Here is a 20,790-nt window from a genome sequence, read left to right as displayed (position 1 = left end):
GTTTCGCTGCGTTCTGCCCACCCTACAGAGTTGCGGCAGGTTGACGCGTCCGCCACGAGGTCCACACTCCTCCATCCCAAGGAATCAAGCCGGGAGCAGCTCGCGTTGGGCTATGTCTTCGTCCTGATCGTCGGCCTGTTCGCCGGCACCATCGCCGGCGTCGTCGGCACCGGCTCGTCGATCATGCTGATGCCGGTGCTGGTCTATCAGTTCGGACCGAAGCAGGCGGTGCCGATCATGGCGGTCGCCGCGGTGATGGCCAATTTCTCGCGCATCCTCGCCTGGTGGCGCGATGTCGACCGGCGCGCCTGCGCGGCCTACTCGGTCACCGGCATCCCTGCGGCTGCGCTCGGCGCGCGCACGCTGCTTGCCCTGCCCTCCCACGCCGTCGACATCGCGATCGGCGTGTTCCTGATCGCGATGGTGCCGGTGCGGCACTGGCTGGCGCGGCACCAGCTCAAGGCCAATCTGTTGCACATGATGATCGGCGGCGCCGTGATCGGCTATCTCACCGGGATCGTGGCCTCGACCGGTCCGCTCAGCGTACCGCTGTTCCTGTTCTACGGCCTGACCAAGGGCGCCTTCCTCGCCACCGAAGCGGCGAGCTCGCTCGGGCTCTATCTGAGCAAGTCGGTGACCTTCGAGCGTTTCGGCGCGCTGACCGCGGACGTCGCCTTCAAAGGCCTGATCGCCGGCGCCTCGCTGATGGCGGGGGCCTTCATCGCAAAGCGCTTCGTGCTGCATCTGAAGCCCGAAGCATTCCGCCTGATCATGGACGGCATCATGCTGGCGGCGGGCGTGGCGCTATTGTGGTCGGCAATGGCGTCGTAGGCACACAGGCATGTCGTAATTCTACGGGGGTTTTGCGCATCGAATGTTGTGTACCCCGAAAGAGGCGTGCTCAGCACTCATCTCCCGTTGTTCCCCGGATTGCCTGCATCCGGCCGCTGCGCTTATGACAGCTTCATTACATGCACTCGATCGTTTGCGGACAAGAACTTTGCTCTAGCAGGCATCACAGGGTTGATCGACGACCCGGATGCGAATCCCGAGAGAAAGGCGACTCAAGGTGCGCGATCGAGCGCGCATCTCAACGTCTGATGTCGGCCTGCCGGATTCGGGATCGCACGTCGAAGTATTGGGACCAGCGGGTTGTCGGAACCCGCGACAGGCGGGAAAGGCAGGCGCGCGATGCGCAAGATGATGATGACGATTGCGGCGATCGCGACATTCGCTGTTGCTGGTGCGGCCTTCTGGCCGACAGCAAAGCCCGATGTCGCGCAGTTCGGCGACAGCGTCTACGAGACGATCTGGGTCTGGCGCATTCCGGCCTACGCCAACAATCCGTCCTGGCGCGTTCGCTGGAGCTGGACCGATCCGTTGCGCGCGCAGGCAAGATGCTGCCGGGCACTGCCGACGAATTTGGCGCCGCGCGAGGATTCGCCGCTGCTGCTGTCCGTGCGAGACATCCGCGTTTAGACGCTTCGGCCGCGCCGGCAACCAGACAGCATGTCCGACGGCGGCTCGAAAGCGCCGAACGCCCGAACAACGAGTTCCCGCGCACCGAAGCGCATTTGATTCTAATTCGCGCTGTAGTTGAACTTACTTTTTATCCTTAACCAGAAACCCGATCTTTAATTTACATCTGCAAGATGCGGTTTACCTTGTCTCCGCGAACGCAAGCGGATTCAGGGACAACAACAAGATGCGCCAGTTAAGCCTCACGCTGTCATTGGCCTTCTTTCTCACCGCACCAGCCTTGAGCGTCGCCGCAGACGATACGAAACCGGGCCAACCGGGTTCGGCCGTCGCCGCCAATCGCGTTGCGTGTTCCCTGCAACCGAAAGCTGAGGAACCGGCCGATCCATCGTCGACCTCGGCGATCCCGCGCGCTGAAAAGTTCATCGCGCGGGAACATTTCAAGGAAGACATCGCCTCGAGCGCTTCGGTGAAGATCTCCTGGCTGGGTGCGACCTTCGCGCAACGCTTCACAAACAAGGTTGAGGACGATATCGGCGGCGCATCGTTGCAGACCTACGTGCTGAGCACGGCCTCGAGCGACAAGGAGATCCTGGCCAGACTGGGTGCGAGCCACGAGAGCAGATTGGCGGACGTCTGGTGCGCGTTGACGCGGCAGCCCAACGGCAATAGCGGCCCGCTGGAGATCAACGCCAAGCCGAACGTGTTTTACGTCCGCGATCTCGCGGGCGAGCTGGGGGCCGTCGATGTACTCTGGGGCGGCGTCGGATGGGAGATCGGCGCAAGCCCGGTCAGCGACAAGCCGCGATGGCCGGCCGGAACACGGGTGTTCTCCCGCTGATTGCCGTCCTTCGAGGGCTCGAAACATGGAAGCTGCGTCGCCGACGAAGTCATTTGACTTGCGTCTCCGCCGCGATCAATGGCTTGCCGTCCGCGCTCCGGATCGTCAGCTGCACCGGCTCGCCACGGACCGCCGAGGCAAGCGGCGCAATGATGCGGTTTCCGTTGTTCGGGTCCGACATCACGGTCTCATTGAACAACACCGCATCGCCCCGTTTCAGCGTCACCAGAAGCGGCACCTCCGGTACGATGCTGAAGAACTGCAGCCTGACGGCGGACCGATCGGCCGTAAGATTGATCAGGATGTTCTCGTTCGCCTGCGTCACGTCGCTCATGCCGACGGTCGGGCTGTAGGTCTCCGCGACGGAAACCTCGCCCGACGCCGGCAAGCGCGCGGGATGGAAGAACTGGTCGGTGACGCCGGCCCACAACTCGACATAAGGCTGCGCTTCGGTCGGGGCCCTGCGCGGATCGCCTGCGTCGGTGAACGAGGGAAATCCCCATGTCCACATCTTCAAGCCGCGCGTGACCTGATTGTCGGCGATGCGGAAAATCCCTTCCTCGTTGTCGTGGTTGATCACACCCCAGAAATTGCCGCCCTGCATGTCGGGCGCGGCATAGGCGATGCCCATCGACGGCCAGTTCTTGAACCAGCGCAGCCGTTCGAAACGGTAGCCGCCTGCCCCCGCAGGTACATCGCCCGCGGCAATGTTCGCCGACCATGCCGGCGTGACATAGGCCGCAACCGGCGCGATGATCTCGGCGCCGGCCGTGGTCCGCGGATGGTCCGGATCGGACCCCGGCGCCAGCGTAGTGCAGGTCCAGTACTCATATTCGATCGTTCTGGATTGCGTGTTCTGCAGCACCAGGCGCGCATCGAGCGCGGCGCGATCGGCCTTCAGCGTGACATAATACGTCGCCGCGATCCCGCTCTCACCGGTGAATCTTTTCGGAGCCGCGGCATAGGCGAAATCGTCCCGGATCGACATCGCCACCGTCACTTCGGAGGATGTCTGCGTCACGACCCGAAAATCCCACGACTTCAGCCAGGTGCGGCCGTGCTCGGGATCCGGAAAGGTCGGGAAGATGCCGCCATACACCATCAGCCAGTCGTAATAGAAATTTCCGGCCTTCATGCCGTAGGGCACGCCAACCTCGGTGCGATAGAGCTGCTCGTGACCGGTCGGCTTGTAGATGATGGACAGGATGCGTCCGCCGAATTCGGGCACCAGGGTGACCTTCAGATAGCGGTTCTCGAGCACCTGGGCGCGGAACGTGCGGTCGACGATGACGCTCTTGTCGAGCGAGCCGTCGACAAAGCCGTCGTCGGCCGTGGTCGCGTATTTGACCGTGCTCCAGGTGATCGTCGATTCCGTGAGGGAAACGCGCTCGGTCTCAGGCGACGCCGCGTGCACGACGGCGTGAGGTGCGCAGACCGCTGCAATCAGGGCGACCGCGAAACGGACACGCATGTCTGGGCCAGCAGGAATTGCCATTTGACGTCGCCCTTGCACAGAAGAAATCCTAGCCTATCGATGTCACCGCGGACATGCATCCGAGGACGCGCGCCTTGCCGCCGTCATTCCGTGCTATGGAAGAGCCGGATTCGCCGGGATTGCTGAACTCATTCGATGGCCAAATCGACCCTCTCCTTTGTCTGCCAGAATTGCGGCGCGGCGTATAATCGCTGGCAGGGCAAGTGCGAGGCCTGCGGCGAGTGGAACACGCTGGCCGAGGAAGACACCACGGGTTCGGTGCCGGTCTCGATCCGCAGCAAGCGCAAGGGGCGGACGTTCGCGCTGGAGTCGCTGTCCGGCAAGACCCAGGATGCGCCGCGGCTGTCGTCTGGCATGGCCGAGCTCGACCGCGTCACCGGCGGCGGGTTTGTGCGCGGCTCGGTGCTTTTGGTCGGCGGCGATCCCGGCATCGGCAAATCGACGCTGCTGACGCAAGCCACCAGCATGATGGCGCGCGCCAGGCATCGCGCGGTCTACATCTCAGGCGAAGAGGCGGTGGCGCAGGTGCGGCTGCGCGCCGAGCGGCTCGGGCTGGCCGATGCGCCGGTGCAGCTGGCCTCGGAAACCTCGGTCGAGGACATCGTCTCGACGCTGTCGGAAGGCGCGGTGCCCCGCCTGATCGTGATCGATTCGATCCAGACCATGTGGACCGACACCGTGGAATCGGCGCCCGGCACCGTGACCCAGGTCCGCGCCTCAGCACAGGCGCTGATTCGCTTTGCCAAGAAGACCGGGGCCGCGATCATCCTGGTCGGGCATGTGACAAAAGACGGCCAGATCGCCGGGCCCCGCGTGGTCGAGCACATGGTCGACGCGGTGCTGTCGTTCGAAGGCGAAGGCTCGCAGCAGTTCCGCATCCTGCGCTCGGTGAAGAACCGGTTTGGCGCGACCGACGAGATCGGCGTGTTCGAGATGACCGGGCTCGGCCTCCGCGAAGTCACCAACCCGTCCGAGCTGTTCCTGTCGGAGCGCGACCTCGGCAGCCCGGGTACGGCCGTGTTCGCCGGCATCGAGGGCACCCGTCCGGTGCTGGTCGAGCTGCAGGCGCTGGTGGCGCCAACCTCGCTCGGCACGCCGCGCCGCGCCGTGGTCGGCTGGGACCCGAGCCGGCTGTCGATGGTGCTGGCGGTGCTTGAGGCGCATTGCGGCGTCAAATTGTCCGGACATGACGTCTATCTCAACGTCGCCGGCGGCCTGCGCATCCAGGAGCCGGCCGCCGACCTCGCCGCCGCCGCGGCGCTGGTGTCCTCACTGGTGAATGCGCCGCTGCCGACCGATGCGGTCTATTTCGGCGAAATTTCGCTGTCGGGCGCGGTCCGCCCGGTGGCGCAGACCCCGGTGCGGCTGAAGGAGGCCAACAAGCTCGGCTTCGGCCGCGCCATTCTGCCCGAATCGGCCCGCGGCGAGCCGGGCGGCGATGCCGGGCTCGTCCTCAACAGCGTCGGCAATCTGACCACGCTGGTCGCCGAAATTGCGGCGCGCGGTACGCCAAGAGGCGACCGCGGCAACCGGGACTCGTCCCGCGACGCTGATCCGGCTGAGAAAAATGCCACACCGGCCCGATTCCGTCGGGACAATGGCTAAACCGGGCGTGACGCGCCCTCCCCCCACAGCTATACATCCGCCGCGCGGGACAGGTGGCGCTCCGGCCTTGCCGGACGTCCCCGATGCGCCTCAATTTGGACGGCAGCGCCACGCCGATTCGCGAGAGTTCTGAACAGCGTACCGAAACGTACCAGCGGACCTGACCAGCCGATGCCGATAACGATTCTCGATCTCATCCTGCTCGGGGTGATGCTGATCTCGGGCCTGCTCGCGATGGTTCGCGGCTTCATGCGCGAGATCCTGTCGATTGCGGCCTGGGGCGCCGCGGCGCTGGTCACGCTCTATGCGTTCTCGAAACTGCTGCCCACCGCCAAGACCTACTTCAACAACGACACGGTCGCCGCCGTGGTGGTGGTCGCCGGCGTGTTCATCGGCACGCTGATCGTGGTCTCGATCGTGACGGTGCGGATCTCGGACATGATCCTGGATTCGCGGATCGGCGCGCTCGACCGCACCCTCGGCTTCCTGTTCGGCCTCGCCCGCGGCCTGCTGATCGTGGTCGTGGCGTTCATGTTCTTCACCTGGCTGGTTCCGGACAAGCAGCGGCCCGACTGGGTGACCGGGGCCAAGTCCCGGGTGGTATTGCAAGGAACCGGGGATTGGCTGATGTCGCTCTTGCCTGACGACCCCGAGAACACCATCTTAAAGAAGTTCAAGAAGAATAAGCCGGACGACGATTCTGCCGCCGATACCAACGATCAGGCGACACCGGCGTCGGGCGATGGCTATAGCAAACCTGCGCGTGACGGCTTGAAAAAGCTGATCGAGAAACCCGCGGGCCGCTGACTTATTTGGGCCCTTACGAGAGGCGATGAACGAGATGCAAAGCCCTTCCGATCATGCCGACCAGATGGACCTCGACCTCGGCCCGATCGAACTGCAGCACCATCTCCGCGACAACGACCTCAGATACCACCCGGATATCGACGGCGACACGCTGCGCGAGGAATGCGGCGTGTTCGGCGTGTTCGGCCACAACGAGGCCGCCGCGATCACCGCGCTCGGCCTGCACGCCCTGCAGCATCGCGGCCAGGAGGCCGCCGGCATCGTCACCTTCGACGGTAGCCGCTTCCACAGTGAACGCCGCCTCGGCCTGGTCGGCGACGCCTTCTCCCGCCGCGAGGTGATCGACCGCCTGCCCGGCAATGCCGCGGTCGGCCATGTCCGCTACTCCACCACCGGCGGCACCATCCTGCGCAACGTGCAGCCGCTGTTCGCCGAGCTCAGCGCCGGCGGCTTTGCGGTCGGCCACAACGGCAACCTCACCAACGGCCTGACCCTGCGCCGCGAACTGGTCAAGGGCGGCGCGATGATGCAGTCGACCACCGACACCGAGGTGATCCTGCATCTGGTCGCGCAGTCCAAGCGGTCGCGCTTCATCGACCGTTTCATCGAGGCGCTGCGCACCATCGAGGGCGCCTATGCGCTGGTGGCCCTGACCAACAAGAAGCTGGTCGGCGCGCGCGATCCGCTCGGCATCCGCCCCTTGGTGCTCGGCGACCTCGACGGCCGCCCGATCCTGACCTCGGAGACCTGCGCGCTCGACATGATCGGCGCCAAGTACGTCCGCGACATCGAACCCGGCGAAATCATCGTGTTCGACGAGACCGGCGCGCATAGCCACAAGCCGTTCCCGCCGAAGCCGGCGCGGCCCTGCATCTTCGAGTACATCTATTTCGCGCGGCCCGACTCCATCGTCGGCGGCCGCTCGGTCTACGACGTCCGCAAGGCGTTTGGCGCCCAGCTCGCGCGCGAGAGCCATCCCGAGGTCGACGTCGTGGTGCCGGTGCCGGATTCCGGCGTGCCCGCCGCGGTCGGCTACAGCCAGTATTCCGGCGTGCCGTTCGAACTCGGCATTATCCGCAATCACTATGTCGGCCGCACCTTCATCCAGCCGACCCAGAGCGTGCGCGAGCTCGGCGTACGCATGAAGCATTCGGCCAACCGCGCCGCGATCGAGGGCAAGCGCATCATCCTGATCGACGACAGCCTCGTGCGCGGCACCACCTCGAAGAAGATCGTGCGCATGATGCGCGACGCCGGCGCCCGCGAGGTGCACTTCCGCCTCGCCTCGCCGCCGATCCTCTATCCCGACTATTACGGCATCGACCTGCCCGACCGCGGCGGCCTGTTGGCCGCAACCCATTCGGTCGAGGAGATGCGCGACATCATCGGCGCCGACTCGCTCGCCTTCCTGTCGATCGACGGCATGTACCGCGCCATGGGCTATCCCGGCCGCGATCCCGCCAACCCGAAATTCGCCGACCACTGTTTTACCGGCGCCTACCCGACCCACCTCACCGACCAGAGCGACGTCGAGCCCGCCCCGCGCCAGCTCTCGCTGCTGGCGGAGGCGAGCTGACGGAGCGATGTCATGCAGCCAATCTTCGGCATTCTCTGCGGGGTGCTGCTGGTTGGCTTCATCTGGTTCGCCTTCAGACAGGGCATGAAGGTCACCCCCGACGGCTCGGGCAACGGAACCAATAGCGACAACATGAACCCGGGCGGCAGCTGACGCCGCGACGGCAAGGAATTCGTCAAGGCCGGACTTGTCCCGGCCATTTCTGTCTGTAATACCCGCCGCAAACCCGCGGACAGACCGACATGACAAAACCCCTCGCCTCACGTATCGCCCTCGTCACCGGCGCCTCGCGCGGCATCGGCTATGCGACATCAGTGGCGCTGGCAAAGGCCGGCGCGCATGTGGTGGCGGTGGCGCGCACGCAGGGCGGACTGGAGGAGCTCGACGACGAGATCCGCAAGCACGGCGGCAGCGCCACGCTGGTGCCGCTCTCGCTCACCGACTATGAGGGCATCGCGCGGCTCGGCGCTGCGCTGCACGAGCGCCACGGCAAGCTCGATATCCTTATCGGCAATGCCGGGAGCGCCGGCCCCTCCTCGCCGCTCGGTCATATCGAGCTGAAGCCGTGGAACGACGTGATGGCGATCAACGTCACCGCGAACTTCCAGCTGATCCGCTGCATGGACCCACTGCTGCGGCAGTCCGATGCCGGCCGCGCGGTGTTCGTCACCTCGGGCGTGGCGCACAAGGCCAACGCCTATCTCGGCCCCTACGCCGCCTCGAAGGCCGCGCTGGAGGCGCTGGTGCGCTCCTGGGCCAACGAAACCGCCAACACGGCGCTGCGCGTCAATCTGTTCAGCCCCGGCCCGATCCGCACAAGGATGCGCGCGCAGGTGTTTCCCGGCGAAGATCCGATGACGCTGGATACGCCCGACATGGCCGCCGAATTCATCGTGCCGATGTGCGCGCCCGGCTGGACCGAGACCGGCAAGCTCTACGACTACAAGGCCCGCACGCTGCGGAATTTCCAGCCGCCGGTGTGAGGAGCTACGGCTCTTCTCCTTCCCCCTGAAAGGGGGAAGGTCGGGATGGGGGTCAGCCGCGCGCACCGCTGCTTGTGGAGAGAGATGATCCCCACCCGCTTTGCTCTGCCGAGCAAAGCGACCCCCCCTTTTCAAGGCAGGGCTATCGCATATGAGTAAAGAGTTCGAAGAAGAAGTCTTTGCTCCACATGGCGCGGCGCATTTTGCTGCTGATGGATGCTTTGGAGGGATGCATTCGCAAGATGTTCTGAGCAAGGCGGCGGATCACAGCAAGGTTTTCCGGTCCATGATCCTTGCGGGTGCGCGCGGCATCCTCGTCGAATACGACGTCGAGAATCCAATGCAACTGGTTCTCGATGCTCCAATGTGCACGCACGACTTGGGCCAGTGTTTCCGGCGGGAGCTTGCGCGAGAGCGCAATATAGCGCGTGGCGGTTTCGCGCTTGCCGCTGGCCAGCGTGCGTTCCGCTTCGATGCGACCAAACGCCTTGAGGCCAGGCAGCAAGGCGCGGGCTGCGGCCGGAGCTGGCACCACGCTCGCACGGCGCCGCTCGATCCGGCCGTGAGCCTTCTCCTCGGTGGCCAGCGCAGGAACGGCCTCGCCCGCCTTCGCGAAGGCGCGCCCGGCCTCCGCGTAAAGCGGACCGTTGTTGGCCTTGAGACCGAGAGCATAATCGGCCTTGGCGTCCAATACCGCCTGTGCCATCGCCGGGTGGCAATGCAGTGCATCCGCCGTCACGGTGCAGCCCTTGAGGACAAGGCTGCCCAGCAATTGCAGGGTTGCGGCCACCTCGTTTCCGCCGGGCGCACGCGCTTGGGCCATGGCCACTCGTGTCTGGGTGTCCCAGATGCTCACCATCAATGGCGGCAGGTAGGCCCGCCCCTTCTCGTAGCCGCGCCGCAGGCTTTTGCCGTCGATTGCCACAACCCCCGGTGCCGGCCCTAACCCGAGCTCCGCCCGCAGCGCCGTCATAAAGGCCGTAAACGCCTTCGCCAGTTCGTCCGGATCGAGCAGGCGGAGCAGGCGACTGAAAGTATCGTGGCTCGGTGCCCCATGCGGCAGATCGACGATCGCGGAAAGCTCTTCCACACGAGCTTCCACGAAGTCGGCCACTTCGGCGCTGCTCTTGGCTCCGCACAGCGTCGCCGCCAAAGTCAGAAAAAGTATAGTTCCGATCGGGTGACGGGCATTGATGTCGCGAGGATCGCGCACTTCTCGCAATATCGAGATGTAAGACTGCATCGGGCCTTCTCCACAAAGAGAAAGCCACAACAGAATCTCTCAAACGGCGATCCGCAAGCCGCGTTTTACTCATATGCGATTCCCCTGCTTTTCAAGGGGAGGTCAGTACGTGCCCGCGAGAGATTGACTCGCCTCCCGCCCCACGATTGACTGCGCTCCCAAGCGGGACAACCGCCAAGAACAATTTCGGGAGGCAATATGACGCCGACGTTCAATCGCGCGCGCTCCACCCTGTCCGGGTTGATTTTCTCCGCTCTTGCTCTCCTCACCCCGATCACGCCGCATGCCGCCGCGCAGGCCGGTGAGATTCCGGCCTTCAGCGTCGACGCCTCCTGGCCAAAGCCGCTGCCGAACAACTGGATCCTCGGCCAGGTCGGCGGCATCACGGTGGACTGGCAGGGCCATGTCTGGATCATCCATCGGCCGCGCTCGCTGACCGATGACGAGAAAGGCGCCGCGCTCAATCCGCCGCGCTCGAAGTGCTGCATCTCGGCGCCGCCGGTGCTGGAGTTCGACGCCGACGGCAATCTGCTGCGCGCCTGGGGCGGCCCGGGCGAAGGCTATCAATGGGTCGGCCGCGAGCACGGCATCGAGGTCGACGAGCGCGGCTTTGTCTGGATCGGCGGCAATGCCGACAACGACAACGCGATCCTGAAATTCACCCTCGACGGCAAGTTCGTCGCGCAGATCGGCTCGATCGCGCCGAGCAAGGGCTCGAACGACACCACGCAGCTCGGCAAGCCGGCGGAGACCGCGCTCGACAAGGAGGCCAACGAGCTCTACATCGCCGACGGCTACGGCAACCGCCGCGTCATCGTGTTCGACGCCACCACGCTCGCCTACAAGCGACACTGGGGCGCCTATGGCAACAAGCCGAACGATGACGCGCAGCCGCCCTACGATCCGAAGGCACAGGTCTCGCAGCAATTCGCCAATCCCGTGCATTGCGTGAAGATCGCCAATGACGGGCTGGTCTATGTCTGCGACCGCATCAACAACCGCATCCAGGTGTTCAAAAAGGACGGCAGTTTCGTCAAGGAGTTCTTCTTCGAGAGGAACACGCTCGGCAACGGCGCGGTGTGGGACATCGCGCTGTGGCCTGATCCGAAGCAGACCTATTTGCTCAGCGCCGACGGCGAGAACAATGAGATCCGGATCATCAGGCGCGACGACGGCACCGTGGTCGGCAGCTTCGGCCGCAACGGCCGCAACGCCGGGCAATTCCACTGGGTGCACGCGCTCGCGGTCGACGACAAGGGCAACGTGTATACCGCCGAGGTCGACACCGGAAAGCGCATCCAGAAGTTCAAGCTGACCTCGGACGCGCTCAAATAACGGGCACACCGGATGACGCTTCGACGCAGTTTATCCGGCTTTAGGCGGATTGCCGCTGGCCCAAGGAAAGGCTAAGCGGGAACCGAGCGACCGGCAAAAAGGCTCCGCAAGAGGGCTGTCCGGGCTTTTGACAGTGGAGGGAATTTTTCATGACAACGACGTTCGCGCGGCGCTGCGCCGCATTGCTTGCCTGTGCCGCTTTCGGCCTTTCGACGTCCGCCTTCGCGCAGGACAAGACCGTCAAGATCGGCGTGCTCAACGACATGTCGAGCCTCTATGCCGACATCGGCGGCCCGAATTCGGTGGTCGCGATCAAGATGGCGGTCGAGGATTCCGGCCTGCTCAAGAAGGGCTGGAAGATCGACGTGCTGAGCGGCGATCACCAGAACAAGCCCGACGTCGGCGTCAACCTTGCCCGGCAGTGGATCGACAACGAGAAGGTCGACGCGATCGCCGATACGCCGAATTCCGGCGTCGCGCTGGCGGTCAACAATCTCGCCAGGGAGAAGAACATCGTCCTGTTGAATTCGGGTGCCGCCACCGCCGACCTGACCGGCAAGGCCTGCACGCCGAACACGGTGTCCTACACCTACGACACCTACATGCTGGCCAACGGCACCGGCAAGGCGCTGACCAAGGCCGGCGGCGACACCTGGTTCTTCCTCACCGCCGACTATGCCTTCGGTCACGCGCTGGAGCGCGACACCTCCGCAGTCGTTACCGCCAATGGCGGCAAGGTGCTCGGCGGCGTCAAGCATCCGATCAACACCGCCGACTTCTCCTCGTTCCTGCTGCAGGCGCAGTCGTCCAAGGCCAAGGTCGTCGGCCTCGCCAATGCCGGCGGCGACACCACCAATTCGATCAAGCAGGCCGCCGAGTTCGGCATCGTCTCCGGCGGCCAGAAGCTGGCGGCGCTGCTGCTGTTCATCAACGACGTGCACTCGCTCGGGCTGAAGACCGCGCAGGGCCTGACGTTCACGGAATCCTTCTACTGGGACCTCAACGACCAGACCCGCGCCTGGTCGAAGCGCTTCTCGGCGCAGGCCAGCAAGAACCCGATGCCGTCGATGACCCAGGCCGGCGCCTACGCGATGGTGCTGCATTATCTGAAGGCGATGGAAGCGCTCGGCGGCAATCCGCACGACGGCGCCAAGGTCGTCGCCAAGATGAAGGAGCTGCCGACCGACGATCCCCTGTTCGGCAAGGGCCCGCTGCGCGCCGACGGCCGCCGCCTGATCCCGGCCTATCTGTTCGAGGTGAAGAAGCCGGAAGAGTCGAAATATCCGTGGGACTATTACAAGCTGATCGCCACCATCGCACCGGAAGACGCCGCCAAGCCGCTCGAGGCCAGCGACTGTCCGCTGCTGAAGAAATAAGGCGAGCTGCGTAGGGTGTGTTAGCCGAAGGCGTAACCCACCATTGTCTCCGCGGTCACGAAGTCGGTGGGTTACGCTTCGCTAACCCACCCTACAGGCCCTGCGCTTTGCGCGCCCTGCGCCTCAAAAAATTTTCTCCACGTGTCGGATATGCGCCCTGCCCTTCGTCCTCGGGGAGCAGGCCAGCCAGCACGCGGAGCGAAAGCCATGACGCAGCACGAAGCCGAGACGCAAATCAGGGCGCTTATCGATGCCTGGACGGACGCGGTCCGCCGGCACGATTATCCGGGCGTTCTCGCCCATCATGACCCAAGCATCCTGATGTTCGATGTTCCGCCGCCGTTTCAATCGCGCGGGCTGGATGAATATCGGAAAACCTGGGACCTGTTCTTCCGCTATCACAAGCCTTCACACGCGTTCGATATCGAGGAGATCGCGATCACGGCCGGCGATGACGTCGCCTTTGCCGTCGCGGTGATGCGGTGCGGTCCTCCGGACGCTGCGTTTCAGTTCAGGCTGACCACCGGGCTGCGCAGGATCGACGGCGAATGGCGCATCATGCACGAGCACCATTCGGTGCCGGCGGGCGAATAGCTCGCGGGGTGCCGTATCCTACGGTTTATGCGATGTCGCCCTCCAAGCGATTGCGAGCGCCAGCAGCAGCAGCGCGGCGGCCAGATAGAACGGCGCGCCGGGCATTTTCAGCGGCGCGCTGCCGCCGATGAAATACGCAAAGGTCAGCGTGAACAGGAACGGGCCGATCAGCTGCGAGACGCTCTGCACGCTGGTGGTGGCGCCCTGCAGCTGGCCCTGCTGATCGGCCGCGACCAGCCGGGTGGTCAGCGCCTGGGTCGCGGCGCCCGCGACACCCCAAAGCGCCATCACGGGAATGCCGATCCAGAAGGTCGGCCCGGTCGGCGCCGCGCCAAAGATGAAGAAGCCGGCCGCGCCGAAGCCGAGCCCGAGGAACAGCGTGTTGCGCTCGCCGAACCGCGTGACGATCGGGCCGATCGCCGCGCCCTGCACGATCATGGCGCAGACGCCGACCAGCGCCAGCGTCGCGCCGACGGTGCCGGTGTCCCAGCCGTAGCGATAGGTCGCGTAGAGCACGAACACCGAGGGCAGCACGACATGGGCGAGTTGGGCGAAGAAGTTCGCCAGCGACAGTCCGGCGAGCACCCGGTTCGAGCGCAGCAGATGCAGCGCGCCGATCGGATTGGCACTGCGCCAGCGGAACCGCGCCCGGCGCGAAACGGGCAACGATTCCGGCAGGATCAAGAGGCCGTAGAGGCCGTTGGCAAAGCTCAGGCCGGCCGCGACCCAGAACGGCAACCGCGGATCGACCTGGCCGAGCAGGCCGCCCAGCGCCGGCCCGAAGATGAAGCCCGCGCCGAAGGCGACGCCGATCCTGCCGAAGATCGCAGCGCGCTGCTCCGGCGCGGTGACATCGGTGATGTAGGCGAACGCGGTCGAGATGCTGGCCGAAGTGACGCCCGAGATCATCCGGCCGATGAACAGCCAGCTCAGCGTCGGCGCCAGCGCCATCACCACATAGTCGGCGGCAAGCCCGAAGTTCGACAGCAGCACCACCGGCCGGCGGCCGAACCGATCGGACAGCGCGCCCAGCACCGGCGAGAAGATGAACTGCATCAGCGCCCAGATCGTGCCGAACAGCCCGAAGATGCGCGCCGCGCTCGCGGTGTCGTTGTCGACGAACCCCTCGATCAGCTTCGGCAGAATTGGGATCACCACGCCGAGCGCGAGCGTGTCGAGCAGGATGGTGACGAAGATGAAGATCACGGCGGCGCCGCGCGCCGGCGGCGCGTCGGTGATACCGCTCGCCCCGCTCACGACGGCCGCTTGCGCTTGTGGGCGAACGGATTGGCCTTCTCGCGCAGCGTAATGCGCACCGGCGTGCCCGGCAGCTCAAAGGTCTCGCGCAGGCTGTTGGTGAGGTAGCGCAGATAGGATTGTGGGATCGCGTCGGCACGCGAGCAGAACAAGACAAAGCTTGGCGGCCGCGCCTTCACCTGCGTGATGTAGTTCAGCTTCAGCCGGCGGCCCGAGACCGCCGGCGGCGGATTGGCCTGGATCGCCTGCTCGAACCAGCGGTTGAGCGCCGAGGTCGGCAAGCGCCGGTTCCAGATCGCATAGGCCTCCTGGATCGCGGTCATCAAGCGGTCGATACCCTCGCCCATCAGGCCGGAGACGGCGACAACAGGCACGCCCTTGACCTGCGGCAGCCAGTGATCGGCATCGCTGCGCAGCGCCGAAATCTGGTTCGGCTTGCGCTCGACCAGGTCCCATTTGTTGACCGCAAGCACGATGGCGCGGCCCTCGCGCTCGATCAAATCGGCGATGCGCAGGTCCTGCTCCTCGAACTTGTTCTGCGCGTCCATCATCAGCACGACGACTTCGGCGAAGCGCACCGCGCGCAGCGCGTCGGCGACCGAGAGCTTTTCCAGCTTCTCCTCGATCCGCGAGCGGCGGCGCAGCCCTGCGGTGTCGAACACGCGGAAGGCACGGCCCTGCCAAGTGATCTCGACCGCGATGGAATCGCGGGTGGTGCCGGCTTCCGGGCTGGTCAGCAGCCGCTCCTCGCCGAGCAGATGGTTGATCAGCGTCGACTTGCCGGCATTGGGCCGGCCGACGATGGCGACCCGGATCGGGCGCTGCGCGGCCTCCTCCTCCGAAATGTCCGCGTCGTCCTCAACCTCGTCCTCGGCTTCCGGGGTCTCGGGCATCAGCGCGCTCAGCGCCTCGTGGAGGTCGCCCATGCCCTCGCCGTGCTCGGCGGAAATCTGCACGGGATCGCCGAGGCCGAGCGCGTAGGATTCCATCGCGCCGATCTCGCCATGCTTGCCCTCGGCCTTGTTGGCGATCAGCACCACCGGCTTGTTGGCCTTGCGGGCGAAGTCGGCAAAGGCGCGGTCGGTCGGCGTCAGCCCGACGCGGGCGTCGATCACGAACATCAGCGCGTCGGCGAGCGCGATCGCGGTCTCGGTCTGCTCCTGCATCCGCGCCGTCAGCGAGCCCTTGGCGCCCTCGTCGAGGCCCGCGGTGTCGATGATGGTGAAGTCGAGATCGTACAGCCTGGCCTGGCCCTCGCGGCGGTCGCGCGTCACCCCGGGCTCGTCGTCGACCAGCGCCAGTTTCTGGCCGACCAGCCGGTTGAACAGCGTCGACTTCCCGACATTGGGCCGGCCGATAATGGCGATGGTGAAAGACATGAATTATCCAAGGTGCGGTCGGCGACGGGCGGCTCACCGGGCTGCAACAAGACCTACAGCATGAGCAACGGCCGGTCGAAGCAAATGATCGGCCGTCTCTTCCTCTCGCCGCAAGCGGGGCGAGGTGGAATCCAGCTAGCGTGAGAAGCTGCCGCTCGGGAGCGGTGCCGGGAACGACCCGCCCGATTGTTGCGTGGTCTGGGCGGTTGCCGCCGGCTGCTGCGCCGGCGCGCTATCGGGCGGCGGCGCCGTGGTGCGGCGGCGGACGATCTTCTTCGGCTTCGGCTCGGGCGGCAGCGCGGGGGATGCGCCCTCCTCCGCTGCCGCCTCGGGAGCGGCGGCCTGATCCGACGCCGGCTCGGTGCTGGCGGCGGCTGGAGCCGGCTTGGACTTGTGCTTCTTGGCGCCCTTCGGCGGTTCAGCCGGCGTCGCGGGCGCAGCGGCCGTGGCGGTGGCCGGGTCCGGCGGCGGATTGAGCGAGTCCTGCTGGTTGCCCTTGTAGAGATCCTTCGGCACGCCCTGCTCGAGCCCGGGCACGCCTTCGGGGAAGACGGGCTTGCGGTCGCCCTGCAGCTTCTTCTTGGTGTCGAGGAAGTCGAGCAGATCGCTCGGGTCGAAATTGGCCATCCCGCCACCGCCGCAGCCGGCCAGCACGCTGCATAGCGCGGCGACGATTGCGGCTGCGATCAGGCGTTGCGAGCGGCGCATGGTCGATCTCTCAGTCAAATCAGGTTTCGCCGGTCAGCTTTTTGCGACCGGCGGCAGCAACGCCTGCAGCGCCTCGGCGCGCGAGCGCAGGCTCGGCGGCGTGTCGCCGTCATTGGCAATCTGGTCGAGCCACTGCCGCGCGGCGGTGGCATCGTTGGCGCGCCAGGCCGACAGCGCCAGCATCTCGCGCGCGGTGTGGCGGAAGGTCGAGTCCTTCGCGGTCGCCGTCGCCTCCAGCCGCTGCAGCATGTTCGGATAGGTCGCGGTGTCCATCACAAGCTGCGCTGCGCGGATCCGCGCCAGGTCCTGCTCGGGCCCGCCGACGCTGCGGTCTGCCGCGATCTCGTCATATAGTTTTGCGGCCGCCGGCTGGTCGCGGGTCGCGACCTCGGCGGCCATGCGCAGCCGCGCCAGGTTGCGGTAGCCGGTCGGCGCCTTGGCGGCGAGATCGGCGAATGCGGCCTCGGCCTCGGCGTGCTTGTTTTGCTCGGACAGTTCGGCGGCGCGGTCGAACGCCGCACCGGCCTCGGCCGCCTTCTTAGCCTCGAGATACTCATAGCCGCGCCAGCCGCCGACGCCCGCGACGATCAGGATCGCCAGCGCAATGATATGCAGCGAGTACTTGTCCCACAGCTTCTGGAGCCGTTCGCGACGGACTTCCTCGTCTACTTCATCAAATAATTCAGACACTTAAGGCTATCCCATCCCCTCGGGACCGCTGCTATCGGTGGAGCCCAGCCCCTGCCCGATCCCCACATCGCGGCGGCGTTACCCTAATGGTGTGGCGGTGGCAAGGCAAAGCGAGGCGGATCAAAGCGTTAACGGTGGAGGTTTGCCGCCGGCCACACCGAAACGGTGTCGGCTCCCTCTCCCGCTTACCGGGAGCGAGGCGGCGGTTGCGCGATTTCGGAATATTGGAAGGCTACAGGTGAGTTGCCCGACGTGTCAAGTCGCCCGCTACGGACAGTCGCCCGCTACGGACAGTGGCCTAACTCGAACGCCGGCCGCCGCCTACTTTGCATGGGGTTGTTTTTCGGCATTTTGCCAGCGCGCCCCTGCGACGGCCGGCTATCGGCCACATCCCGCCCGTCATGCCGGGGCTTGGCCTGCAGCCAGCGTCTCCCTGAGCTGCCGCTTGACCACCTTGCCGTTGGCGTTGCGCGGCAATGGCGTCGTGGTCAGTGTCATGGTCTCCGGCACCTTGTAGTCCGACAGACGCTCGGCGCACCAAGCGCGCAAGGCGTCCGCATCGACCTCGGTGCGGGTGACGATCACCGCATGCACGCGCTCGCCGAGCACCGGGCATGGTTTTGCGATGATCGCACTCTCGACCACGGCGGGATGGCCGGCGAGCACCGACTCGACTTCGGCGGAATAGATCTTCAGCCCGCCGCGATTGATCATGTCCTTCTGGCGATCGAACACGCGGACGAAATTTTCCGCATCGACCGAGCCGAGATCGCCGGAGTGCCAGAAGCCGTCGGTAAAGCTTTCCGCGGTCGCCTTCGGATTGTTCCAGTAGCCCTTGATGACCGAGGCGCTGCGGATCCAGAGCTCGCCGATCTCGCCGCGCGGCAGCTCGCGGCCGTCAGGCCCCATGACGATGATCTCGGCGCCGGGGCACGGCAGGCCGACGCTGTCGATATGGGCGGCGGTGAGTTCGCCCGGCATCAACGTCGAGGGCGACGTGGTCTCGGTCGCGCCGTAGCAGTTGGCGAGCTTGAGGCCGGGAATCTTGGCGTCGAGCCGTTCGATGGTCGCGACCGGCATCGGCGCGCCGCCGAAACCGCCGATGCGCCAGCTCGACAGATCGTAGCTGTCGAAATCCGGCTGCAGCAGGCAGAGATTGTACATCGCCGGCACCATCACGGTGTAGCTGACGCGCTCGCGTGCGGCGACCTTGAGATACTCCGCCGCCTTGAACTCGGGCATGATGATCAGCGTGCCGGCACAGCGCACCATGGTGGTGATGTTGGCGACAGCGCCGGTGACATGCGCCAGCGGCACCGCGGCGATCGAGCGATCGGCTTGCGTCAGCCTCAGCGTCGAGGCGAACACCATCGAGGAGTGGATGATGTTGCAATGGGCGAGCATCGCGCCCTTCGGCCGCCCCGTGGTGCCCGAGGTGTAGAGGATCATCGCGGTATCCTCTTCGCTCACCGCGGCGGGCGCAGGCGCCGGCGGATGGTCGAGCAACACCGCGAATTGCGAGGCGGCGTCGTCGCTCACAGCGATGCGATGCGCGAGGCCGGGGATATCGGCCGCATCGGGGACGCGCTCGGCCAGCGTCGCCTCGTGGACCAGCGCCCTGGCGCCGCAGTCGTTCAGCACATAGGCGATCTCGGGCTTCTGCTGGCGCGTCGATAGCAGTACCGTGACCAGCCCGGCATGGGCGGCCGCAAACATCGTCAGCACGAACTCGATGCGGTTGCCGAGCAGGATCGCGATGCGGTCGCCGGGCTTGAGGCCAAGCTTGGCAAAGCCCGCCGCGACCTTGGCCGCGCGCCGCGCGACCTCGTGCCAGCTGATCCTGATGTCGCCGCACACCAACGCCTCGCCGCCGCCGTTCTGTGCCACCGCGTCTGCGATCATCGCCCACAGGCTGGCGGGCCGATCCACGAAGGCCGGCACGACACGGTCACCGAAGCGCGGCTCGAGCCGCATGGGCGGAATGGCGTGCTGCGACCAGTCCATGCTCAGCCCTTCTTCATGCCGTAGACATGCTCCGGCCCGGGAAAGGCGCGGCTCTTGACGTCGCGCGCATAGCCGGCGATCGCCTCCTCGATCATCGGCCCGAGATTGCCATAGCGCCGTACGAATTTTGGCGCACGCGGCGACAGGCCGAGCATGTCCTCCAGCACCAGCACCTGGCCGTCGCAGGCCGCGCTCGCGCCGATGCCGATGGTCGGCACCGCGATCGACTGCGTGATCTTGCGCGCCAGCGGCTCGGCGACGGCCTCGACCACGATCGAGAACGCACCGGCCTCGGCGATCGCCTTGGCATCAGCCTCGATCGGCGCCCAGTTCGCCTCGTCGCGGCCCTGGGCGCGGAACGAGCCCAGCGTGTTGATCGATTGCGGGGTCAGCCCGATATGGCCCATCACGGGAATGCCGCGCTCGGACAGGAACGCCACCGTCTCCGCCATCCGCACGCCGCCCTCGAGCTTGACCGCGCCGCACAGCGTTTCCTTCATGATGCGCACCGCGGAGGCGAACGCCTGCTCCTTCGAGCCCTCGTAGGAGCCGAACGGCATATCGACCACGACCAGCGCCGCCTGCGAGCCGCGCATCACCGCGCGGCCCTGCAGGATCATCATGTCGAGCGTCACCGGCACCGTGGTCTCGAAGCCGTGCATGACGTTGCCGAGGGAGTCGCCGACCAGAATGGCGTCGCAATGCTTGTCGACCAGCGCCGCGGTGTGGGCGTGGTACGAGGTCAGCATCACGATCGGCTCGCCGTTCTTGCGGGCGCGCAGATCGGGCGCGGTCTTGCGCCGGATGTTGGATTGAACGGACATCGTCAGGCTCCCATCACAGGCACGCCGATCACGACCGGATGGAACGCAAACGCCAGCGCCAGATACGCGATGACACCGACCGCGATCGCGATCAGGTCGTTGGTCGGCCCGCCCACCGGGATCGGCGGCGCACCGGCATCCGCGCGGCGCTTCAGCGAGATGCGGTCATAGACCGCCCAGGCGAGGAACGAGCCGAACAGGATGATCGAGCCGAGGTCGCCGTTGGCGAGCAGATGCGCCGCCGCCCACAGTTTGACGCCGGCCAGCATCGGATGCTTCAGCGTGGTGTAGATGCGGCCGCGGATGTAGGAGGCGACGACCAGGATCACGGCCGGCAGCATCAGCGCCACCGTGATGTGCTTGAGCGCTGTCGGCGGCGTCCAGACGTCGATCCAGCCGGTCGAGCGGTAGTGCCCATAGCCCCAGATGATCAGGACGAACCCAGCGATGGCGACCAGCGAATAGACGATCTTGTAGCCGCCCTCGCCCATCGCCTTGACCAGGCCAGCGCGCAGGTCGCGCAGCGAGGTCAGCACATGGACGCCGAGGAACAGCACGAGACCCAGGATCATGACGAGCAGTCCCACCAAGTTC

At 65.7% G+C, this 20,790-nt stretch carries 20 protein-coding genes; 11 read left to right on the top strand and 9 right to left on the bottom strand.

Annotated features, from left to right (window positions below):
- Window positions 1–105 precede the first annotated feature (105 nt).
- The 3 genes from XH93_RS19185 to XH93_RS19175 all read left to right on the top strand — a co-directional run bounded on the left by XH93_RS19185 (window position 106) and on the right by XH93_RS19175 (window position 2,320).
- The gene (locus XH93_RS19185) at window positions 106–831 is read left to right on the top strand and encodes a sulfite exporter TauE/SafE family protein (RefSeq protein ID WP_194474752.1); all 726 of its coding nucleotides are present in this window, start codon (window positions 106–108) and stop codon (window positions 829–831) included.
- Window positions 832–1,191: 360 nt separating this feature from the next.
- A complete protein-coding gene (locus XH93_RS19180; protein WP_194474751.1) occupies window positions 1,192–1,479 on the top strand; it encodes a hypothetical protein in 288 nt (95 codons plus the stop codon).
- 226 nt (window positions 1,480–1,705) lie between these two features.
- Window positions 1,706–2,320 (top strand): hypothetical protein, encoded by a 615-nt coding sequence (locus XH93_RS19175; RefSeq protein ID WP_194474750.1) that lies wholly within the window; start codon window positions 1,706–1,708, stop codon window positions 2,318–2,320.
- A 49-nt stretch (window positions 2,321–2,369) separates the two neighbouring features.
- On the opposite strand, the gene XH93_RS19170 is transcribed toward XH93_RS19175, so the two are convergent.
- Entirely contained in the window at window positions 2,370–3,791 is a 1,422-nt protein-coding gene (locus tag XH93_RS19170; RefSeq protein ID WP_194474749.1) for a DUF5107 domain-containing protein, read from the bottom strand.
- A gap of 159 nt (window positions 3,792–3,950) precedes the next feature.
- On the opposite strand from XH93_RS19170, the gene radA reads away from it, so the two are divergent.
- From radA to XH93_RS19145, 5 genes are all read left to right on the top strand, one after another.
- Window positions 3,951–5,420 (top strand): DNA repair protein RadA, encoded by a 1,470-nt coding sequence (radA, locus tag XH93_RS19165; protein WP_194474748.1) that lies wholly within the window; start codon window positions 3,951–3,953, stop codon window positions 5,418–5,420.
- Window positions 5,421–5,591: 171 nt separating this feature from the next.
- A complete protein-coding gene (locus XH93_RS19160) occupies window positions 5,592–6,227 on the top strand; it encodes a CvpA family protein (RefSeq protein WP_139482999.1) in 636 nt (211 codons plus the stop codon).
- Between the two features lie 25 nt (window positions 6,228–6,252).
- Window positions 6,253–7,803 carry an amidophosphoribosyltransferase gene (purF, locus tag XH93_RS19155; RefSeq protein WP_371815087.1) on the top strand — a complete coding sequence of 517 codons (1,551 nt, stop codon included), beginning with the start codon at window positions 6,253–6,255 and terminating at the stop codon, window positions 7,801–7,803.
- A gap of 12 nt (window positions 7,804–7,815) precedes the next feature.
- A complete protein-coding gene (locus XH93_RS19150; RefSeq protein ID WP_194474747.1) occupies window positions 7,816–7,956 on the top strand; it encodes a hypothetical protein in 141 nt (46 codons plus the stop codon).
- Window positions 7,957–8,045: 89 nt separating this feature from the next.
- Window positions 8,046–8,786: an SDR family NAD(P)-dependent oxidoreductase gene (locus XH93_RS19145; protein ID WP_194474746.1), complete on the top strand. Its 741-nt coding sequence runs from the start codon at window positions 8,046–8,048 to the stop codon at window positions 8,784–8,786.
- Window positions 8,787–8,928: 142 nt separating this feature from the next.
- Here XH93_RS19145 and XH93_RS19140 read toward each other — a convergent pair whose 3' ends face one another.
- Window positions 8,929–10,029, bottom strand: coding sequence for an ISAs1 family transposase (locus XH93_RS19140; protein WP_194474745.1), 1,101 nt, complete (start codon window positions 10,027–10,029; stop codon window positions 8,929–8,931).
- 198 nt (window positions 10,030–10,227) lie between these two features.
- Between XH93_RS19140 and XH93_RS19135 the strand changes: the two genes are divergently transcribed.
- From XH93_RS19135 to XH93_RS19125, 3 genes are all read left to right on the top strand, one after another.
- Window positions 10,228–11,364: a hypothetical protein gene (locus tag XH93_RS19135; protein WP_194474744.1), complete on the top strand. Its 1,137-nt coding sequence runs from the start codon at window positions 10,228–10,230 to the stop codon at window positions 11,362–11,364.
- A gap of 149 nt (window positions 11,365–11,513) precedes the next feature.
- A complete protein-coding gene (locus tag XH93_RS19130; protein WP_194474743.1) occupies window positions 11,514–12,740 on the top strand; it encodes an ABC transporter substrate-binding protein in 1,227 nt (408 codons plus the stop codon).
- A gap of 207 nt (window positions 12,741–12,947) precedes the next feature.
- Window positions 12,948–13,334: a nuclear transport factor 2 family protein gene (locus XH93_RS19125; protein ID WP_194474742.1), complete on the top strand. Its 387-nt coding sequence runs from the start codon at window positions 12,948–12,950 to the stop codon at window positions 13,332–13,334.
- Window positions 13,335–13,352: 18 nt separating this feature from the next.
- On the opposite strand, the gene XH93_RS19120 is transcribed toward XH93_RS19125, so the two are convergent.
- The 7 genes from XH93_RS19120 to XH93_RS19090 all read right to left on the bottom strand — a co-directional run bounded on the left by XH93_RS19120 (window position 13,353) and on the right by XH93_RS19090 (window position 20,783).
- Window positions 13,353–14,591 carry a TCR/Tet family MFS transporter gene (locus XH93_RS19120; RefSeq protein ID WP_194474741.1) on the bottom strand — a complete coding sequence of 413 codons (1,239 nt, stop codon included), beginning with the start codon at window positions 14,589–14,591 and terminating at the stop codon, window positions 13,353–13,355.
- Window positions 14,588–15,970 (bottom strand): ribosome biogenesis GTPase Der, encoded by a 1,383-nt coding sequence (gene der, locus XH93_RS19115; RefSeq protein WP_194474740.1) that lies wholly within the window; start codon window positions 15,968–15,970, stop codon window positions 14,588–14,590. Before der ends, XH93_RS19120 begins: the two co-directional genes overlap by 4 nt.
- Window positions 15,971–16,105: 135 nt before the next feature.
- Window positions 16,106–16,678 carry a hypothetical protein gene (locus tag XH93_RS19110; RefSeq protein WP_194474739.1) on the bottom strand — a complete coding sequence of 191 codons (573 nt, stop codon included), beginning with the start codon at window positions 16,676–16,678 and terminating at the stop codon, window positions 16,106–16,108.
- 33 nt (window positions 16,679–16,711) lie between these two features.
- Window positions 16,712–17,368 (bottom strand): tetratricopeptide repeat protein, encoded by a 657-nt coding sequence (locus tag XH93_RS19105; RefSeq protein ID WP_194474738.1) that lies wholly within the window; start codon window positions 17,366–17,368, stop codon window positions 16,712–16,714.
- Window positions 17,369–17,767: 399 nt separating this feature from the next.
- Window positions 17,768–19,372, bottom strand: a complete 1,605-nt coding sequence (locus XH93_RS19100) for a class I adenylate-forming enzyme family protein (protein WP_194474737.1) — start codon at window positions 19,370–19,372, stop codon at window positions 17,768–17,770.
- Window positions 19,373–19,374: 2 nt separating this feature from the next.
- Entirely contained in the window at window positions 19,375–20,196 is an 822-nt protein-coding gene (panB, locus tag XH93_RS19095) for a 3-methyl-2-oxobutanoate hydroxymethyltransferase (protein WP_194474736.1), read from the bottom strand.
- 2 nt (window positions 20,197–20,198) lie between these two features.
- Window positions 20,199–20,783, bottom strand: coding sequence for an NnrU family protein (locus XH93_RS19090; RefSeq protein WP_194474735.1), 585 nt, complete (start codon window positions 20,781–20,783; stop codon window positions 20,199–20,201).
- Between the last annotated feature and the right edge of the window lie 7 nt (window positions 20,784–20,790).

It is taken from the genome of Bradyrhizobium sp. CCBAU 51753 (genome assembly GCF_015291565.1).
Taxonomy (GTDB): domain Bacteria; phylum Pseudomonadota; class Alphaproteobacteria; order Rhizobiales; family Xanthobacteraceae; genus Bradyrhizobium; species Bradyrhizobium ivorense.
Note: the sequence above shows the minus strand (reverse complement) of the source record. Positions and strands in the feature narration are given on the sequence as shown.

Bases quoted from the DNA above. Each gene is read 5' to 3' on its own strand.
- XH93_RS19175 (WP_194474750.1), top strand. From the start codon at position 1,706: ATGCGCCAGTTAAGCCTCACGCTGTCATTGGCCTTCTTTCTCACCGCA.
- XH93_RS19135 (WP_194474744.1), top strand. From the start codon at position 10,228: ATGACGCCGACGTTCAATCGCGCGCGCTCCACCCTGTCCGGGTTGATT.
- XH93_RS19150 (WP_194474747.1), top strand. From the start codon at position 7,816: ATGCAGCCAATCTTCGGCATTCTCTGCGGGGTGCTGCTGGTTGGCTTC.
- XH93_RS19160 (WP_139482999.1), top strand. From the start codon at position 5,592: ATGCCGATAACGATTCTCGATCTCATCCTGCTCGGGGTGATGCTGATC.
- panB (WP_194474736.1), bottom strand. From the start codon at position 20,196: ATGTCCGTTCAATCCAACATCCGGCGCAAGACCGCGCCCGATCTGCGC.
- XH93_RS19130 (WP_194474743.1), top strand. From the start codon at position 11,514: ATGACAACGACGTTCGCGCGGCGCTGCGCCGCATTGCTTGCCTGTGCC.
- XH93_RS19100 (WP_194474737.1), bottom strand. From the start codon at position 19,372: ATGGACTGGTCGCAGCACGCCATTCCGCCCATGCGGCTCGAGCCGCGC.
- XH93_RS19180 (WP_194474751.1), top strand. From the start codon at position 1,192: ATGCGCAAGATGATGATGACGATTGCGGCGATCGCGACATTCGCTGTT.
- XH93_RS19170 (WP_194474749.1), bottom strand. From the start codon at position 3,791: ATGCGTGTCCGTTTCGCGGTCGCCCTGATTGCAGCGGTCTGCGCACCT.
- XH93_RS19145 (WP_194474746.1), top strand. From the start codon at position 8,046: ATGACAAAACCCCTCGCCTCACGTATCGCCCTCGTCACCGGCGCCTCG.
- XH93_RS19110 (WP_194474739.1), bottom strand. From the start codon at position 16,678: ATGCGCCGCTCGCAACGCCTGATCGCAGCCGCAATCGTCGCCGCGCTA.
- XH93_RS19125 (WP_194474742.1), top strand. From the start codon at position 12,948: ATGACGCAGCACGAAGCCGAGACGCAAATCAGGGCGCTTATCGATGCC.
- der (WP_194474740.1), bottom strand. From the start codon at position 15,970: ATGTCTTTCACCATCGCCATTATCGGCCGGCCCAATGTCGGGAAGTCG.
- radA (WP_194474748.1), top strand. From the start codon at position 3,951: ATGGCCAAATCGACCCTCTCCTTTGTCTGCCAGAATTGCGGCGCGGCG.
- purF (WP_371815087.1), top strand. From the start codon at position 6,253: ATGAACGAGATGCAAAGCCCTTCCGATCATGCCGACCAGATGGACCTC.
- XH93_RS19140 (WP_194474745.1), bottom strand. From the start codon at position 10,029: ATGCAGTCTTACATCTCGATATTGCGAGAAGTGCGCGATCCTCGCGAC.